Genomic DNA, 15,732 nt, shown 5'->3' with positions numbered 1-15,732 from the left:
TGGTAATTGGTAATTGGTAATTGGTAATATAGCGGTTCTCGATTGAGTGAGATACAAGAACCCCATCCCCAACCACCTCCAATATCAAAAGTTTATCCTTTTCTTCCCCCCGCTGTGGGGTAGATTATTATCAGCAATCTAAATCATAGATATTTAGAAAATTAAATTCATGAACTGAATTCCCCAGAAAGGCCATGTCACCCAAGCACCTAAAAAACCGACTCCTAACAGAACTGTTAAGGCATAAAATTGAGTTTGTCCATTGTTACTATATTTCAAGCCTTCACCACCCAATAGAGAGAATAAACCCACAGAGTTGACAATACCATCTATTACAAATCTGTCCAGCATATCGGCAAATTTAGAAAGTTGGGCAACGCCGAAAATAATGGTAACTTTGTAAATTTGAGGGGTGTAAAAATCGTAAGCAAATAAATTTTGTAAACCTTGCCAGGGTAAACGAATTGGTTTGGGAATGTTGCCTAAATAGATGATGCTACTAATACTACAGCCGAAGATACTTGACCAAATTAATAGCAGGGCTACGTCTTTATTTAATGTTGCCCAGTCTGGAAGTAATGACAAACTTTGCAACACTAAAGGCAGGTGTAAAACAAAGCCAGATAAAATCATCATTGGTAACACCATTAACCAAATAGCTTCAGGAGAACGTTCACTCATTTGTTTGGGTTTACCACCAAAGATTAAACCAAATTCTCTAGTTAAACTAAATGTAGTTAAGGCATTAACAAAAATTACTATTCCTACTAAAGTCGGATGTGTTTCCCATAACCCATCAGCTAATTTAAATAATGCCCAAAAACTACCTAAAGGGGGAAAACCAATTAAACCCAATGTACCGACAATAAATGCTATCCCGGACATGGGACGACGTGACCACAATCCACCTAATTGGGTAACATCTTGGGTAACACTATTCCAAACAATGCCCCCGGTACTCATAACTAATAATGCAGCGGATACGGCATGAGTGAGAACTAATAATAATGCGGCTTCGTTCTGCTGTGTGCCTACCGCAATAAATACTAACCCCATGTAAACACTGACAGAATAGGATAAACAGCGTTTGATGTCAATTTGAGAGATCGCAATTAACGCCCCACCAATCGCTGTCACCGCCCCAATCGCCACTATCGCCGAAGATGCCACAGGTGATAAACTAAACACAGGTTGTAATTTAATTAACACCCATGCCCCACTGGCCACTACCACCGAACTCCGCAAAATTGTACTGGGAACAGGTCCCTCCATCGCCTCATCTAACCACAAATGCAAAGGAAACTGGGCGCATTTACCCATAGGTCCAGCTATTAACCCCAAGCACACTAAAGTAATAATTGTCGGGTCAACATTCGCCGTGGCCGCCCATGCAGTTAACTCTGTATAATTCCAAGTTCCTGAGAGTGTCCACAGTCCCAACACACCCATTAATAAAAACAAGTCTCCCACCCGTTTAGTCAAAAAAGCATCACGCGCCCCAGTCACTACCAAAGGCTGACTAAACCACAAACCTACTAATAGGTAAGTTCCCAATGTGAGGACTTCCAGAATTACATAAGTGGAAAATAAATCGTTACACAAAACCAAAGCACAAAGACCAGCTTCAAATAATCCTAATAAGGAAAAGAAGCGTCCCCAACCCCAGTCCATTTCCATGTAACCAATAGCGTATATCTGCGCCAGCAAGTTCAAGCCGGTAATAATAATTACTGCCCCGATGCTGACAGCAGAAAGTTCTAAATTAATAGTCAGATTTAAACCTGCTGTTGATAGCCAAGGAATAAATACTTCTTTAGCTGGATGATTCCAAATAGCAAAGAAAGCAAAGACGGCATGGAAAAAGGAGATAAAGGTCATCACCACGTTGACATATCCCGCCGGTCGAGGACCAGTTTTGCGAATGATTCCCGGCGACCAAGGTATAGCTAAAAGCCCACCTATCAAAGCATAAACCGGAATTAGCCAAACAGTGTCTACTAAATACTGATCCATTAAATTACCTCTATAGTTTGCAGCAAAAATTAAAGAAAACACACCAAGTAGCGTTGATCCCTATCAACTTAGTGATGACAGACAATGAAAATTTATCTTTATTTAATATTGTTAGAAATAGCTTACCTTTATCTGTGCCAAAAAAGAATTACCTAATTAGACAAATTCACGATATTTTCTGTAAAGAATTCTTATATTTCAATAGATTGAATTATTAAATGGTAACTATTATTTTGAGTCTATGGATTGTATTTGTCTATAGTATCTATAGTATAGGGGCGGTATTTTCCACCCCGATCAAATTCACACTTTAGCAATTATGTCAAGTTGCAAATTGGGTAAATTACTTGACGCAATGATTACGACTGGGCTGAGTTGACTAACGGGCGCTGGCTTCATATCCCGATAATCAATAATTTGGACAACGATTAGGTATGCGATCGCTAGTAGAATAGAAATTGCCCCTGTAATAATCGCAACTATCTGAGAACGGTTCATAAGTATTTCCTACAAATTAAGTTATTGAGAGACTTATATATCTAGATTGCCATAAACTATAAACAGGTTTATGTATCCAGCAAAGATAGTATCAATATATAGAACTTTGCTTAAAATCAACAATTATGTCCCTAACCGAAGAAATTCTTTCCCAACTCCCAGGCGATGTTTTAGGCGGCTTGCGCCGGACTGACAGCATATTAGCATTGTTGCGAACAGGTAACGCACCCATACCCAACGTAGTTACAGAAAATCCCAAAAATTTAGAATCTGTAGAATTTGATGTCATTATCTGCGGTGGAACTTTAGGAATTTTGATTGGTTGCGCTTTAGCTGTACGTGGTGTGGGCGTAGCCTTACTAGAAAGGGGAATTTTGCGCGGAAGAGAACAGGAATGGAATATTTCTCGCAAAGAGTTAGAAGTATTTCGGGAATTGGAATTGTTGACAGCAGACGAATTAGCACAAGCTATCGTCACTGAATATAACCCCGCAAGAGTTAGCTTTCAAGGAGGTACAGAAGTTTGGGTAGAAGATGTTCTTAACATTGGTGTCAATCCTATTTATCTCCTCGAAACCTTAAAAACCCGCTTTCTTAAGCTTGGAGGAAAGTTATTTGAAAATACACCATTTAGCGATATTGTAGTTCACCCAAATGGAGTCATAGTCAATAATCAATTTACTGCAAAATTGTTACTAGATGCTATGGGAAATCTTTCTCCCATTAGCCAACAAGCGCGTCAAGGAAAAAAACCAGATGCACTTTGTTTAGTTGTGGGAACTTGTGCTAAAGGATATCCAGAAAATAACTCAGGAGACTTGTTGTTATCTTTCACAGCTTTGGAAAATCAATGTCAATATTTTTGGGAAGCATTTCCCGCAAAAGACGGAAGAACTACATATTTATTTACCTATATGGATGCAGATCCACAACGGTTGAGTTTAGAAACTTTATTTGACGAATATTTACGCTTGTTACCAGAATATCAAGGTGTGGAAATTAATCGCCTAAATTTTCAAAGGGCGTTGTTTGGTTTCTTTCCTAGTTATCGTCAAAGTCCTCTGCAAACCCCTTGGAATCGGATTCTCCCAGTGGGAGATAGTAGCGGTAATCAATCACCTTTAAGTTTTGGTGGTTTTGGGGCTATGGTACGTCATTTACAAAGGCTAACTTTAGGAATTGAAGAAGCATTAAAAACTGATCAATTATCTGCCCAATCTTTAGCAATATTGCAACCCTATCAACCGAGTTTAAGTGTAACTTGGTTATTTCAAAAAGCTATGAGTGTAGGTGTAAATCAAAAAATTGAACCCAATCAAATTAACCAATTACTCTCTGCTGTATTTGTGCAAATGCAGGAGTTAGGAACACCTGTTTTAAAACCTTTTTTACAAGATATTGTCCAGTTTGGGGCGTTAACAAAAACTTTGTTAAAAACTGGTTTATCTCATCCTTTATTAGTTGCGAAAATCATTCCCCAAGTTGGTTTATTGAGTTTGTTGGATTGGATGTTACATTATGTGAATTTAATTGTGTATACTAGTTTGTTCTCTCTAAGTCCAAGATTAGAAATATTAGTTAATAATCTATCACCAGAAAACCGATATTATTGGCATCGGTTAATAGATAAATGGAAGTTTGGTTCTGGTAGTGATTATTCTGAATAATACAGCACTTTCCGGTGTGATGAGGTACATATCCAGCGGGCAAGATGCCCGCACTACAAGAGTTTCATAATTCAAGTTTGTACCTCATTAGAGCGGAATCTGCTGTATCTGGTAAATGGTTATGAATAGAGGTTTTGTGATTTTATACCTCAAATTAGTTTAACGCTCCCATTGACATAGTATTAATATTGATACTATTATTTATTTAATGCTAATCATAAGCATCTTACCTATCCTATAAAAAAATTGAGGAAATGGAAGATGGTTAACTATACCCACTACACATATAAAGTTACTTGGTCGGAAGAAGATCAAGAATTCGTGGGATTGTGTGCTGAATTTCCCAGTCTGTCTTATCTTCATAAAGATCAGAATGCTACACTCAAAGGTATTACAGATTTAGTAAAAGATGTAGTAACTGATATGGAATCTAATGAAGAGCTAGTTCCAGAACCCAGGGCAAACGCATCTTATTTTTAGAATGCTTACTAAACAATAGTCGGCGTTGCTGAATTAGGGTATGAAATTGAAAAATCAATGATTTCAAACTCTTACTCTCTGCGCCTCTGCGTGAAACAAAATCATACTCTTAATCAGCAACGCCCAATAGTCCTATATATTTTTTCAGCTATGAAGACAATGGCGGATTTTTTCCATCTCCGTTGTCGCTAAACCTAAATACATTTGCTGTAATTCTGTGGATAAATCAGGGTTTTTGATCAAATGTTCTATCCGGCTTTGCACAGTAGCAATCAAGTTATCTAAGTTTTCGTCAGCAACTATATGTTGTTTCTGTATCTGCTTTAAGTCTGGCTGTAGAGGTAGTTCGGTGGAGTTACTTTGGTTATGGAAAGATTTAGCTTTTTCGGTTTCTAATTGAGCTACAGTTATTTGTAATGTTTCTATGACTCCATACATCTCCAGTGGATCAAATATTCGCAACAAGCTGGTTTGAGTGACGATAGCTAACTTTGCTCCCCAATCCCAGGATACAACTAATCGCTGCACTCGTCGCTGCTGCATTTCTTGATGGGCAGACCAGAGGGAATCTTCTGGACTTAGCAAAAATAAGGGTGTACTCATCACTGTTTTTGCCTCAATTTGAGCCAAATTTAATCCCAATGCTTGAAATTGTACGATGTCTCTTTCTGTCACAATTCCTACTGGTTTAAAGGCTGATAAGACATCGTTCCAGGAATCTGTTTTGACTATCACCACGCAACTAACTTGATTTTCCGCCATCATCTGCGCCAAGCTGAGTACGGAGGCTGTAGGTGGTGCATGAATTACCTGAGTTGTCATTACTTCTGACACCCGCCGCATTTTCAGCAAGTTGGTGGGGCGCAAAATTTGTCTAATACTTTCTGGGGAGACAATCCCCACGAGTTGTTCCTCTGCATTGACTATCACCAAGTGGCGAATGCGATATCGTCGAAACAAAAACAGTGCGGCAAAGATATCCCGAAATGCAGTTTCCGCTAAGGTTATGACTGGATGCACCATGACATCAGCTATTTTCACATCAGCAAAATCTCTACCCGCCGCTGTAAGTTTGACAATATCTCGCTCTGTGAAAATACCCAGTATTTCTGTTTCTTCCATGACTAAAATACAACTTGAACGCGTACCTCCCATGGAACTAAAGCCAATTGCTGAATCAAAATCAGGTAATAAACAACTATTACCTCGCGTCTGATTCATTAAATTCACAACATTAATTAGGGAAGTATGGGGCGCAACAACCAGTGGATGCCTATCTATCGCCTCTTCTAAGCAGGGAACGCCAATGAGTGGGTCATCAATTTGCATGGTTGACAATAGCTGATAAAGTTAATTTATAAAGTTTTGTAAAGTTTTTTGTCATATACATATTATTTCTACAAATTTCAGTTATGATATGAGGGATGTAAAGGATAAATCGAGGAAACAGTTTACATATAAAGGGTTTAACGATTAAAAGGTAAATGGGGGATAAAATTTAAAGTTGTCTATCCAAATAGGGCAAAGAAGACATTTTTACTTTGTGGTTCTAAATCAGAGCCAATGTGGGCATCAGTCTTCGTCCATGCCGGAAATTCTTTGTATTTTACCATACAGCCTGTCTAAAACCCTTTTAACTGATACAGGTTGCCACTGACTGCCTCGCTTGGTTGTATATCCTTGCTGGTTAAGCCACGCGGCAATTTGTGGAAGTGATTTTCCTGACTTGTGGTGACGGCGAATTAATTCAATGATCTGTTGTTCAGATGGATTCTCTACTAGTTCACCATTAACTGACTGTTGACCAAAAGCAGGTGAACCATAGCCGGCATAGCCGCCACTGGCAGCTTTCGCTTTCCTGGCTTGGTCTAGCTTTTCCCACAGGTAAGAGTCTTTTGATTTTTCAGTTGCCATAGTTTTGAGAATTCAATCACCTCTGTAGATATGATATCTCAAATATTGGCTATTCCTAGAGGAATCTTATATTTGGGGATTGTATTGGTTGTTGATTTCATCTCATTTTCAGTTGGAAATAGGGGGTGTTTGAATGCGATTGATTTTCTTAGGAGTACCGGGTGCTGGCAAGAGTACCCAGGGGGCAGCACTGTCAAGCCAATGGCAAATTCCCCATATTTCCATTGATGATATATGCCGTCAGGCGATCGCTAAAGAGACTTCTTTCGGCTTAAAAGTCAAGCCGTATATAGAAAGAGGTGATTTAGTTCCAGATGATTTCATTCTTGATATCATCCGCCAACACTTCAGTCATTCCTCTGCCCAACGGGGTTGGATTCTGGATGGATTTCCTAGTAATTTATCCCAGGTGAAACTTCTTGATCAATTACTATTAGAAATCCGGGCTAAAGGCAACACTGCATTATCAGAACGGCCTTACGACCAAGTTTTTAGCTTTTATGTCCCAATTGATGTTTTGGTACAAAGGTTACTGCAACGAGGTCGCTCAGACGATAATCATGAGGTTATTTATAGGCGAATAGAAGTCTATCAGGAGCATTCTGCTCCCTTAATTCAGCATTATCGCCAACAAGGTTGTTTAACTGTGATTAATGGCGATCGCCCAGTCGAAATAGTAACTCAGTTTTTACAAGATTCTTTTTCTAAGTCTCGTTTAATAGGAAACAAAAAAACTTTAAATGCTAGAAAAAGATTAATCAAAGCAGGAAAACAGATTTTATCTGCATGACACAAAAATAAAGTAAAAGTCCTGAGTATTTTATGCGAAATAAAAGAAAAATCAAAAGATTGAAATTTCTATGGCATCAGGGTTATAGCACTTCTGAGATTGGCTTTACCTCAACAAACAACTTAACTCATGGACATTCCATCTTATCCTTGACAATTTCCCATTTCCCAACCACATAATCACCAATTTTAATTTTTACTGGAGAAACCTATGGCTACTTCTGAAAGTCCGAATGAAACTCTTGTTCAATATATCCAAAAATCAGACTTTGAATCGCTCTTAGAGGCGAAAGAGTTGTTTGTCATGGACTGCACCGCAACTTGGTGCGGACCTTGTAGGATGGTTGCTCCTTTAATGGATCAACTAGCCCAAGAATACAAAGATCAGGCAAAAGTAGTCAAATTAGATGTTGGTGATGGCGAAAATCAAAGCATTGCTAAAAAGTACGGTATTCGCAGTATTCCCGCAGTTATGTTTTTCAATCATGGCGAATTATCAGAAATAGTTGTTGGGGTAGTTCCCTATGAGAAATTCACCACAGCTTTAAACAAAATACTTTCACCTTCTTGAGGGGGTTTCTCCATGCAGAGAGCGTATATATTTCCATGTCCTAATTGCGGTAGTGAAGCAAAACGTCAGTTTTTAACTGATGGAAAACTAGCTCACAAGCATTCTTTGATGAATCAAATTATCCGTACAGAGTGTCCAGTTTGTGACTACCTGATGGTAATGCGCTCTCTGGATGGAAGTGTCATTGAAGCTTACGCACCCGGAATACCAAGTAATTTTCAACCATTAACTACATCTAATCTTTCTCCAAAAGTGTCTGAGCAGCAAATCTTAGAAATGAGTGAATCTATTTCCATCTGCTCCATATTTAGACATTTACCCAATCAAAGTCCCACAGACTCATACCCATTACTTTCAGGATTTTAACCATGATCAAAGCTGAAGACATAATGACCACAGAAGTTGTCACAATCCGTGGTTCAGCAACCGTAGCCGAAGCCGTAGCACTGATGAAAGAACGCCATTTGCGATCTTTAATTGTCGAACCTCGCACAGAAAATGACCCCTATGGCATGATCACTGAAACTGATATTGTTTATAAAGTTGGTGCTTATGGTAAAGACTCCAAACAAGTGCGAGTTTATGAAATTATGACCAAGCCTTGTATTGTCGTCAATCCTGAACTTGGTGTGGAGTATGTAGCCCGCTTATTTGCCAATACAGGCATCCGTCGCGCCCCTGTAATTAAAGGTAAGCTATTAGGAATCATCTCAATTACCGATATCCTCAGAAAAAGTGACTTTGTGGAAAACCCAAAAAGCTATTTTGAGATGTATTGTCAAGAATTTCCCAATGCTTTAGAAGCCAGAATTTACGAAGATTAAATCCAAGAATTCATCGTTTTGGCTCAGTCAAGCATACTCATTTACATAAGAATAATCAGCAATCTAGAGAAAGCTGAAACTGGCTTTTTGCAAACTCAATACAATTCACAAGTTACCCACAAGTTTCAATCCAACTATTAACAGGAATTTATAAACCGATGATGAAAGCTGAAGACATAATGACCACAGAAGTGATTACAATTCGTGGTTCAGCAACCGTAGCGGAAGCTGTGGATTTGATGAAATATAAAGGTTTGCGATCTTTAATTGTGGAACCTCGTACAGAAAATGACCCCTATGGCATGGTCAGTGAAACTGATATTGTCTATAAAGTTGCTGCTCACGGTAAAGACTCCAAACAAGTGCGAGTTTATGAAATTATGACTAAGCCTTGTATTGTCGTCAATCCTGAGCTTGGTGTGGAGTATGTAGCTCGCTTGTTTGCCAATACCCGTATTCGTCGCGCTCCCGTAATTAAAGGTAAGCTGTTAGGAATCATCTCAATTACCGATATCCTCAGAAAAAGTGATTTGTTTGAAAATCCAAAACGTATCTTTATTGAGGACGAAATAGAAGTTGCACGGGAAGAAGCGAGAACAATTTGTGCAACTAAGGGCGATTCTTCTCGTGAATGTGCAGCAGCTTGGGATATTGTGGAAGAACTTCTGGCAGTAGCATCTGACCAAAGATTAGTGAAGGAGAATGTTGTCGAATAAATACTATTTGCCTTGCCTGATTTGCCCAAAATTCTCATAGGGGTAAAGGTTTTTTCTTGCCTTTGTCCCTTTAAATAACACCTATGGGGATAGTTTATTTGTCCATTTTTTGGATAGGATGAGTCAGGATTTAGATTTAACTTCTATTTCTCATATCCAAAAACTTCAATTGTTGATATAAACAACGAATTTGCTGCAAATTTACACCTGCTAATTCTGCTTTTCTTAATGGATTACCAAAAATTGCTTCTAATTCTAAAGGACGTTTTTCATCAAAATCAATTTTCATGCTGGTGCGGTAAGGTTTCATTTTCACGGTGTAATCTAACATGGTTTGAACGAAACTTTCAGGAATAATTCTGCCCGTACTTTTTGCCCCTATAACTACTTCCCACATCAAACTTTCTACTAACTGACGAGTATATATATCTGTCATTAATTCATCGGTTCTCCCATCAAGAATCACAGATAAGCCATTATAGGGAATATTCCAAACTAACTTTTTCCAACGTCCTAATAGTAAATCTTCTAATAGTTCTATTGATATACCGGCATTTTCAAAATCTGCGGCAATTTCTCGCATTTTTTTAGTAATGCCAATTGATTGATAATTAGATGTATATTCACCTAATGTAATTTGTCCATAATCTAAATGATGAATATGTCCTGGTGCAACTTTATTAGAACAGAGAAAACATAAACCCCCAATAACGTGGACATTATTCACAATTTCCGCAACTTCTGCTTCTATACCCAATCCATTTTGTAATACCAATACTACCCCGTCATCTTTAACTATTGGCGGTAATAAATCTGGTAAAAGTTGATTTTGGGTAGTTTTTAGTGATACTATAACCACATCACACTGTGGCATCTTGTCTACATTGTTATAGGCATTAACTTGAGAAAGGGTAAAGTCACCGTCTTTAGACTCAATAATTAAACCTTGTTCGCTTACCTGTTGATAATCACTTTTGAGTAGATAATGAACTTCTAAACCGGATTTTTGCAGTTTTGCACCATAAAATCCACCTAATGCACCAGTCCCCAATATTGCATAAGTGCGTTTATCCATTTTATGTATAAAAAAATATTCAGAAAATCATCAGAATATATTTTATCAGAATTGTCATTAATAAAACTTAAACATGATTTACTATTTTTTAGAACCTTTGGTAGATGAGAGGTAAAGTCAATGCCTGATATTGTTGATATTGCAGTTAGTAATGATGCGTTTAAAACTTTAGTGGCGGCTGTCCAAGCTGCTGGGTTAGTGGAAACATTAAAAAGTCCTGGTCCATTCACCGTATTTGCACCAACTGACGACGCTTTTGCTAAGTTACCCCCAGGCACGATTACAACTTTATTACAAAATATTCCTCAGTTAGCAAGGATTTTAACCTATCACGTCGTGCCTGGTAAGTTAACAAAGGCTGATTTAGCAAAACTTGGTACTGTAACTTCTGTGGAAGGTTCTCCTATTAAAATTAATTGTGATGATGGTTTTGAGGTAAAAAATGCCACAGTTTTAGCAGCAGATATTGATGCTGATAATGGCGTGATTCACGTTATTGATACTGTGATTTTGATGGGTTAATCGGAGAGAGTTTTTCATCTGGGAGACATTGTAGAGACGTTTCTGACAGCGTCTCTATCATTAATAAATTTAGTTGCCAAGGCTAATTCTTTAAAAATTGTTACATAAATGGCGTAATTACTCACTTTTAAGGTACTATGATTTTATTAATGATATTATTGATAATAAAACTTAATAATAAGAACCTACAATTATCCCCAAAAATTAATGTTAGATTTCAACACCTTAATCGAATTTTCCCGCAACAACTGTATAGGCATTTGTGCCTTTCTTGTTCCAGCTAATATCCTGACAACCTTATTCACAATTGTCCTCACCTTCCTAAATCGTCCCATGCTTCAGGTGTGGATATCTGTTGGATTTGCTTGTCTGTTTGCTAGTATCATGCTTCTGCACGTTTACACTTGGTTCATGATTGGTGTAGTTATGCCACCAACTTATATTTTGTTATCCCTAGCAATTACCTGTTTATTAACTAATCTTTTGGTAATTATGTGGCGAAAAAATTCTCCACAATTGTTTTCTTTTGGTAAGTAATTACAACAGAAGTCAGAATTTCACGATTGCTATAACCTACAGGAAGTAGTGGAGATATTTGGATATTAGTCATGATAATTCCTCCTTGATATCTCGTCTTGATCAAATACAATTTAATAGTCAAAATAGTAATAAAAAATAAAAATTACTATTTTGACTATTCGTAATAGCTGTGAATTAACTAACAGCAGCAACCCCAGCAGCAACAGTTCTTATAACCACCATAACCTCTACCATAACCACCATAACCTCCACCAATAACATTTTGTACTTCCTCATTAGCTAGTTCATTGAGAAAACTAGCGGGATCATTAAATAAATCATAACCGACAGGAAGTAGTGCAGATATTTGGATATTAGCCATGATAATTCCTCCTTATTATATATTGTCTTGATATCAAACAAATGAGATTAGACTTGATATTGACTAACCTTACTTTTGATTCTTCCAAAAATAATCCATAAATTCAAGGCTTTGATCTCAATGGATAAGACTTTATTGAAATATTTTTGTCTCGCTATTGATAACAATTAATGGTTTATTTTCATTCGTTAAACGACATTTTAGATTGTTTTTTGCTATATGGTAGAGATGTTTCATGGAACATCTCTACAAAAGATGTAATTTTCTTGTGGATGATATTTTTGAGAAAATACCGACTTAATTAAGTTTGTTTTGTCTAAACTATAGCAAATAGACAACATATTGAAAATACAATTTTCAACTCTTTTTAATTGGTGAATTCTGCCCGTAATTGGTTGACAACTCGATCTAATCCCACAGAATGGGCTGCTTTGAATAATAAGCGATCGCCTGTTTGCATAAATGTTTTTAATCTTGTTACCAAATCGGTATGATTAGTGAAACATTCACAAGATATATTATCGGCACTATTAGCCATAATTTCCGCATCTTTACCATCAACTAATACTAATAATCCATCAAGATGCAAACTTTTGACCATTTCCCCGACTTTTTGATGAAGTTCTGGGGATCTTTCTCCTAATTCCTTCATTGCCCCTAAAACCGCAATTTTCCGCTTTCCTGGTGTGTCTGCTAACAACTGCAAAGCCGCTAACATGGCTTCTGGGGCGGCATTATAGGTTTCATCTAAAATCACCACATCATTAGCTAAAGTGAAGCGTTGACTTCTACCTGTGGGCATATTTACCATGACCCCAGATTGTAATAATTGCCAATCAATTTCTAATACCTGAGCTACTGCTAAAGCTGCTAAAAAATTGGTAGCATTATGACGACCAGGTAAAGGTAAAGGTAAACGGATGCCAGCAACTTCTACAGTTTCACTATCAATTAATTTTCCTTGGATATCACCACCAGAAAAGCCATAACTGATAACTTTCCCTTGCCAAAATTTCGCTGCTGTTGTCATTAATAAGGGGTTATCATGATTAAGAATGGCGATACTATCATTTGGCATTGTTGCTAATAATTCACACTTAGCTTCAGCAATGGCTTCTTCTGAACCAAGTAACTCAATATGTGCAGTTCCCACATTGGTGATTACCCCAATTGTCGGTTTAGCAATTTCTGTCAGTTCGGCAATTTGTCCCCTGCCTCGCATTGCCATTTCAATCACAGCAAAGTCATTTTCTCGACCCATTTCTAACAGGGTTTTGGAGACTCCTATTTCATTATTAAAATTCCCGTAGGTTTTATGAACTTTTCCTTTTGTGGCTAAAACTGCGGAAATTAATTCTTTAGTTGTGGTTTTCCCTACTGAACCTGTGATGCCAATTACAGGAATAGTAAAGCTTTCACGCCACCATTTAGCAATTTGTTGATATGCCTTTAAAGTATCTTTAACCCGCAAAACCGGAAAACCGGGATTTTTGTAAGCATGATCAACTATGGCAACTATAGCCCCTTTAGCGATCGCTGTCGCGACAAAATCATGTCCATCAAACTTTTCTCCTCGCAAAGCCAAAAAGACTTCACCCGGTTGCAAAATGCGAGTATCTGTTTGTATCCCCATCCCCAACTGAGTTAAGGTAGACGCAGATACATTCACCGATTCAGCTTGAAGTTCTTCAAGCAGTTGAGAGATAGTGATAGAGACTGACATATTGATAAATGACAGGGTATTTTAAAGCTATTTACATTAACATTTTTTGTGTCATTTTCAATAAAATTTAAAATCTCCACCTTGGCGGCATTTTCCTTATAAACCTATATTAGGGTTATTAGGGTTATTAGATTTTGGTGCATCGAAAAGCTCTAATTGATTAGTAGTCGAATTATATCGGTATTTTAGACCAGTTAAAGGAGGTCTAGGCTCAACACAGTATTCTTTATTGCCAAACATAATTGATACTACTTGTCTACCAGGTTCACAAGCTGTAGGATTGTATCCGAAATTTTGAATAATCTGCAAATTTCGGTCATTGGAGGAGATTTTTGCTGGCTCAGATTGGGGGATTGTCTCCGTGTCACTTGAGATAACTTTCCCTTTGGTTAACTGCAAATAAGTTTTAATAGGAATGCCGGCATTAAATCCCGATTTAGTAGCATCTGCAAGTCCGTGAATGGCTACAAGATTGCCATTAATATCAAATACACCTCCTCCACTATTACCAGTCAAAGTATTGGCATCATAAACCAAACTATAGCCATTTCGGAGATTCTGATTAAAAACAATTCTCCCTCCTGTAAAAGCAAAGTCTCTATCTGCACCTTTTTTGCCAAATACGGCTGGAAAACCAGCAACAAAAATGTCTGTACCAATTTCCAATGGCTTATCTTCAATAACAACAGGACGATAATATTCTGAGTCTGGAGCTTGAAATGTAATAATTGCTAAATCAACTCCATTTTGATCTGTCTGTAAAACTTGACGATTTTTCATAACATACTCTTTCCCTGTGTAGGTACGAATTGAGTAGTTGATATCTTGAGAGCAATTAATCTTCCCTGGTCGTTTTATGGCACTACAAACAACATGATTGGCAGTTAATACAGTGTAAATATTATTTTCTTCGTCAATAATCACTCCTGAACCTCCAGGAGAACCATTATCTTTGCTATTGATTTGGACTATAGATTCTCTGACATTTTCGGCGATTCCTTGAGGTACACTGTTAGCTAATACTGGAATAGTTATAGCCATTGCTGTTATTGCCGATATCCCCAGAAACACCCTAGTTAATTGATTAGTTATTAAAAGCATATTCAATATTTTTGATTTTTTTTCAGTAATTATGTAAATTTTGCTCAACTAGATTTTGTGTCTCCATAAAATCAATGACTTTAGTAATAGGAATAGCCCAACTTAAAGAGTCTATTTTTGCATAAAGTTGTTGATTAGGTACAGAACCATCAGTAAAAGCCTTAATCCCCTGGAAGGGATACTTTAATAAGCCATTAATTGCTATTAATTCTCCTTTTTGATTTAAAAGTGGTCCACCGCTCATCCCTTGCCTAACATCATTAGTATAACCAACTTGGTAACCTCCAGGAAGTGTTTTCGCAAGTTGCATTTCGATCTTTCCCGTTGTTAAATGAAAAGCTCTAATTCCCCAATTACGAGTTTCTTCAAATCTGGTAATTTTGTTTCCTTCTCGGATAAAATTCCAGGCCGGAAACCCTGCTGCATATACTTTTTCTCCCTCTAGTATTTTTGGTAATTTCTGCAATTCTACTACTTGATAGTTTTGTTGGCTAGTAAATTCTACCAATGCCAAGTCCAAGGTCGCAATTTTAACTTGAGTCCTATCCCGTGCTGAATACAGCTTACCATCAACCGTCATGACTTGATAGCCATTTTTAGGGTTATCTGCCACTACATGATGATTTGTTAGTGCTAGATAAGTTTGCCCATAACGCTTAATAATTACTCCTGATCCAGAACCAAACTTAGTGATAATTCTGACAGTTACTTGTTTGGCAATTTCTGAGGCATTGACATTGATTGTCTGGACTGAATTTCTCAAATCTTGCTCAGATAAAGTTACAGCTTGAGCATTTGAGTCCAGAACAAACTTACTCATAAATATAGTCAGGAGTAATCCTAGAAAAGATTTTTTATATAAGAAAAAAATATGATTGATCATGCAATAATTTTCCGAAAATTGATAAAAAATGACAAAAAAATAAGTAGGAATCAGG

Annotated in this window: 18 protein-coding genes; 9 read left to right on the top strand and 9 right to left on the bottom strand. The window is 37.4% G+C overall.

Features of this window, described 5'->3' with window-relative positions:
- Positions 1-153 precede the first annotated feature (153 nt).
- Both FJR06_RS17295 and FJR06_RS17290 read right to left on the bottom strand, forming a co-directional pair.
- Positions 154-2,013, bottom strand: a complete 1,860-nt coding sequence (locus FJR06_RS17295) for an NAD(P)H-quinone oxidoreductase subunit F (RefSeq protein ID WP_015079416.1) — start codon at positions 2,011-2,013, stop codon at positions 154-156.
- Positions 2,014-2,316: 303 nt separating this feature from the next.
- Positions 2,317-2,511 (bottom strand): hypothetical protein, encoded by a 195-nt coding sequence (locus tag FJR06_RS17290; RefSeq protein ID WP_015079417.1) that lies wholly within the window; start codon positions 2,509-2,511, stop codon positions 2,317-2,319.
- 125 nt (positions 2,512-2,636) lie between these two features.
- Here FJR06_RS17290 and FJR06_RS17285 point away from each other — a divergent pair, with 125 nt between their 5' ends.
- Positions 2,637-4,178 carry an NAD(P)/FAD-dependent oxidoreductase gene (locus tag FJR06_RS17285; protein ID WP_168651894.1) on the top strand — a complete coding sequence of 514 codons (1,542 nt, stop codon included), beginning with the start codon at positions 2,637-2,639 and terminating at the stop codon, positions 4,176-4,178.
- A 261-nt stretch (positions 4,179-4,439) separates the two neighbouring features.
- The gene (locus FJR06_RS17280; RefSeq protein ID WP_174782890.1) at positions 4,440-4,658 is read left to right on the top strand and encodes a hypothetical protein; all 219 of its coding nucleotides are present in this window, start codon (positions 4,440-4,442) and stop codon (positions 4,656-4,658) included.
- Between the two features lie 144 nt (positions 4,659-4,802).
- Here FJR06_RS17280 and FJR06_RS17275 read toward each other — a convergent pair whose 3' ends face one another.
- Together FJR06_RS17275 and FJR06_RS17270 are read right to left on the bottom strand one after the other, a co-directional pair.
- Positions 4,803-5,987: a CBS domain-containing protein gene (locus tag FJR06_RS17275; RefSeq protein ID WP_168651893.1), complete on the bottom strand. Its 1,185-nt coding sequence runs from the start codon at positions 5,985-5,987 to the stop codon at positions 4,803-4,805.
- Between the two features lie 243 nt (positions 5,988-6,230).
- Positions 6,231-6,572 (bottom strand): recombinase family protein, encoded by a 342-nt coding sequence (locus FJR06_RS17270; protein WP_015079420.1) that lies wholly within the window; start codon positions 6,570-6,572, stop codon positions 6,231-6,233.
- Positions 6,573-6,705: 133 nt separating this feature from the next.
- Between FJR06_RS17270 and FJR06_RS17265 the strand changes: the two genes are divergently transcribed.
- From FJR06_RS17265 to FJR06_RS17245, 5 genes are all read left to right on the top strand, one after another.
- Positions 6,706-7,362, top strand: coding sequence for a nucleoside monophosphate kinase (locus FJR06_RS17265; protein ID WP_168632485.1), 657 nt, complete (start codon positions 6,706-6,708; stop codon positions 7,360-7,362).
- Between the two features lie 210 nt (positions 7,363-7,572).
- Positions 7,573-7,932 (top strand): co-chaperone YbbN, encoded by a 360-nt coding sequence (locus tag FJR06_RS17260; RefSeq protein WP_015079422.1) that lies wholly within the window; start codon positions 7,573-7,575, stop codon positions 7,930-7,932.
- Between the two features lie 12 nt (positions 7,933-7,944).
- Positions 7,945-8,298: a hypothetical protein gene (locus FJR06_RS24965; RefSeq protein WP_015079423.1), complete on the top strand. Its 354-nt coding sequence runs from the start codon at positions 7,945-7,947 to the stop codon at positions 8,296-8,298.
- A 2-nt stretch (positions 8,299-8,300) separates the two neighbouring features.
- Positions 8,301-8,756, top strand: a complete 456-nt coding sequence (locus FJR06_RS17250) for a CBS domain-containing protein (protein WP_015079424.1) — start codon at positions 8,301-8,303, stop codon at positions 8,754-8,756.
- 158 nt (positions 8,757-8,914) lie between these two features.
- Complete coding sequence (locus FJR06_RS17245; RefSeq protein ID WP_148761982.1) at positions 8,915-9,472, top strand: CBS domain-containing protein; 558 nt, start codon at positions 8,915-8,917, stop codon at positions 9,470-9,472.
- A 136-nt stretch (positions 9,473-9,608) separates the two neighbouring features.
- On the opposite strand, the gene FJR06_RS17240 is transcribed toward FJR06_RS17245, so the two are convergent.
- A complete protein-coding gene (locus FJR06_RS17240) occupies positions 9,609-10,547 on the bottom strand; it encodes a putative 2-dehydropantoate 2-reductase (protein WP_015079426.1) in 939 nt (312 codons plus the stop codon).
- Positions 10,548-10,667: 120 nt separating this feature from the next.
- Here FJR06_RS17240 and FJR06_RS17235 point away from each other — a divergent pair, with 120 nt between their 5' ends.
- Together FJR06_RS17235 and FJR06_RS17230 are read left to right on the top strand one after the other, a co-directional pair.
- The gene (locus FJR06_RS17235) at positions 10,668-11,069 is read left to right on the top strand and encodes a fasciclin domain-containing protein (RefSeq protein WP_015079427.1); all 402 of its coding nucleotides are present in this window, start codon (positions 10,668-10,670) and stop codon (positions 11,067-11,069) included.
- Positions 11,070-11,276: 207 nt separating this feature from the next.
- Positions 11,277-11,606 carry a hypothetical protein gene (locus FJR06_RS17230; protein WP_015079428.1) on the top strand — a complete coding sequence of 110 codons (330 nt, stop codon included), beginning with the start codon at positions 11,277-11,279 and terminating at the stop codon, positions 11,604-11,606.
- Between the two features lie 181 nt (positions 11,607-11,787).
- Here FJR06_RS17230 and FJR06_RS17225 read toward each other — a convergent pair whose 3' ends face one another.
- From FJR06_RS17225 to FJR06_RS17210, 4 genes are all read right to left on the bottom strand, one after another.
- A complete protein-coding gene (locus tag FJR06_RS17225) occupies positions 11,788-11,970 on the bottom strand; it encodes a hypothetical protein (protein WP_168651868.1) in 183 nt (60 codons plus the stop codon).
- A 367-nt stretch (positions 11,971-12,337) separates the two neighbouring features.
- Complete coding sequence (gene murF / locus FJR06_RS17220) at positions 12,338-13,693, bottom strand: UDP-N-acetylmuramoyl-tripeptide--D-alanyl-D-alanine ligase (RefSeq protein ID WP_168651892.1); 1,356 nt, start codon at positions 13,691-13,693, stop codon at positions 12,338-12,340.
- A gap of 96 nt (positions 13,694-13,789) precedes the next feature.
- The gene (locus tag FJR06_RS17215; RefSeq protein ID WP_168651891.1) at positions 13,790-14,734 is read right to left on the bottom strand and encodes a serine protease; all 945 of its coding nucleotides are present in this window, start codon (positions 14,732-14,734) and stop codon (positions 13,790-13,792) included.
- An 82-nt stretch (positions 14,735-14,816) separates the two neighbouring features.
- Complete coding sequence (locus tag FJR06_RS17210) at positions 14,817-15,614, bottom strand: serine protease (protein WP_254433074.1); 798 nt, start codon at positions 15,612-15,614, stop codon at positions 14,817-14,819.
- Positions 15,615-15,732 lie beyond the last annotated feature (118 nt).

The sequence above is a fragment of the Dolichospermum sp. UHCC 0352 genome, assembly GCF_009711925.1.
GTDB classification, from domain to species: Bacteria; Cyanobacteriota; Cyanobacteriia; order Cyanobacteriales; family Nostocaceae; genus Dolichospermum; species Dolichospermum lemmermannii.
Note: the sequence above shows the minus strand (reverse complement) of the source record. Positions and strands in the feature narration are given on the sequence as shown.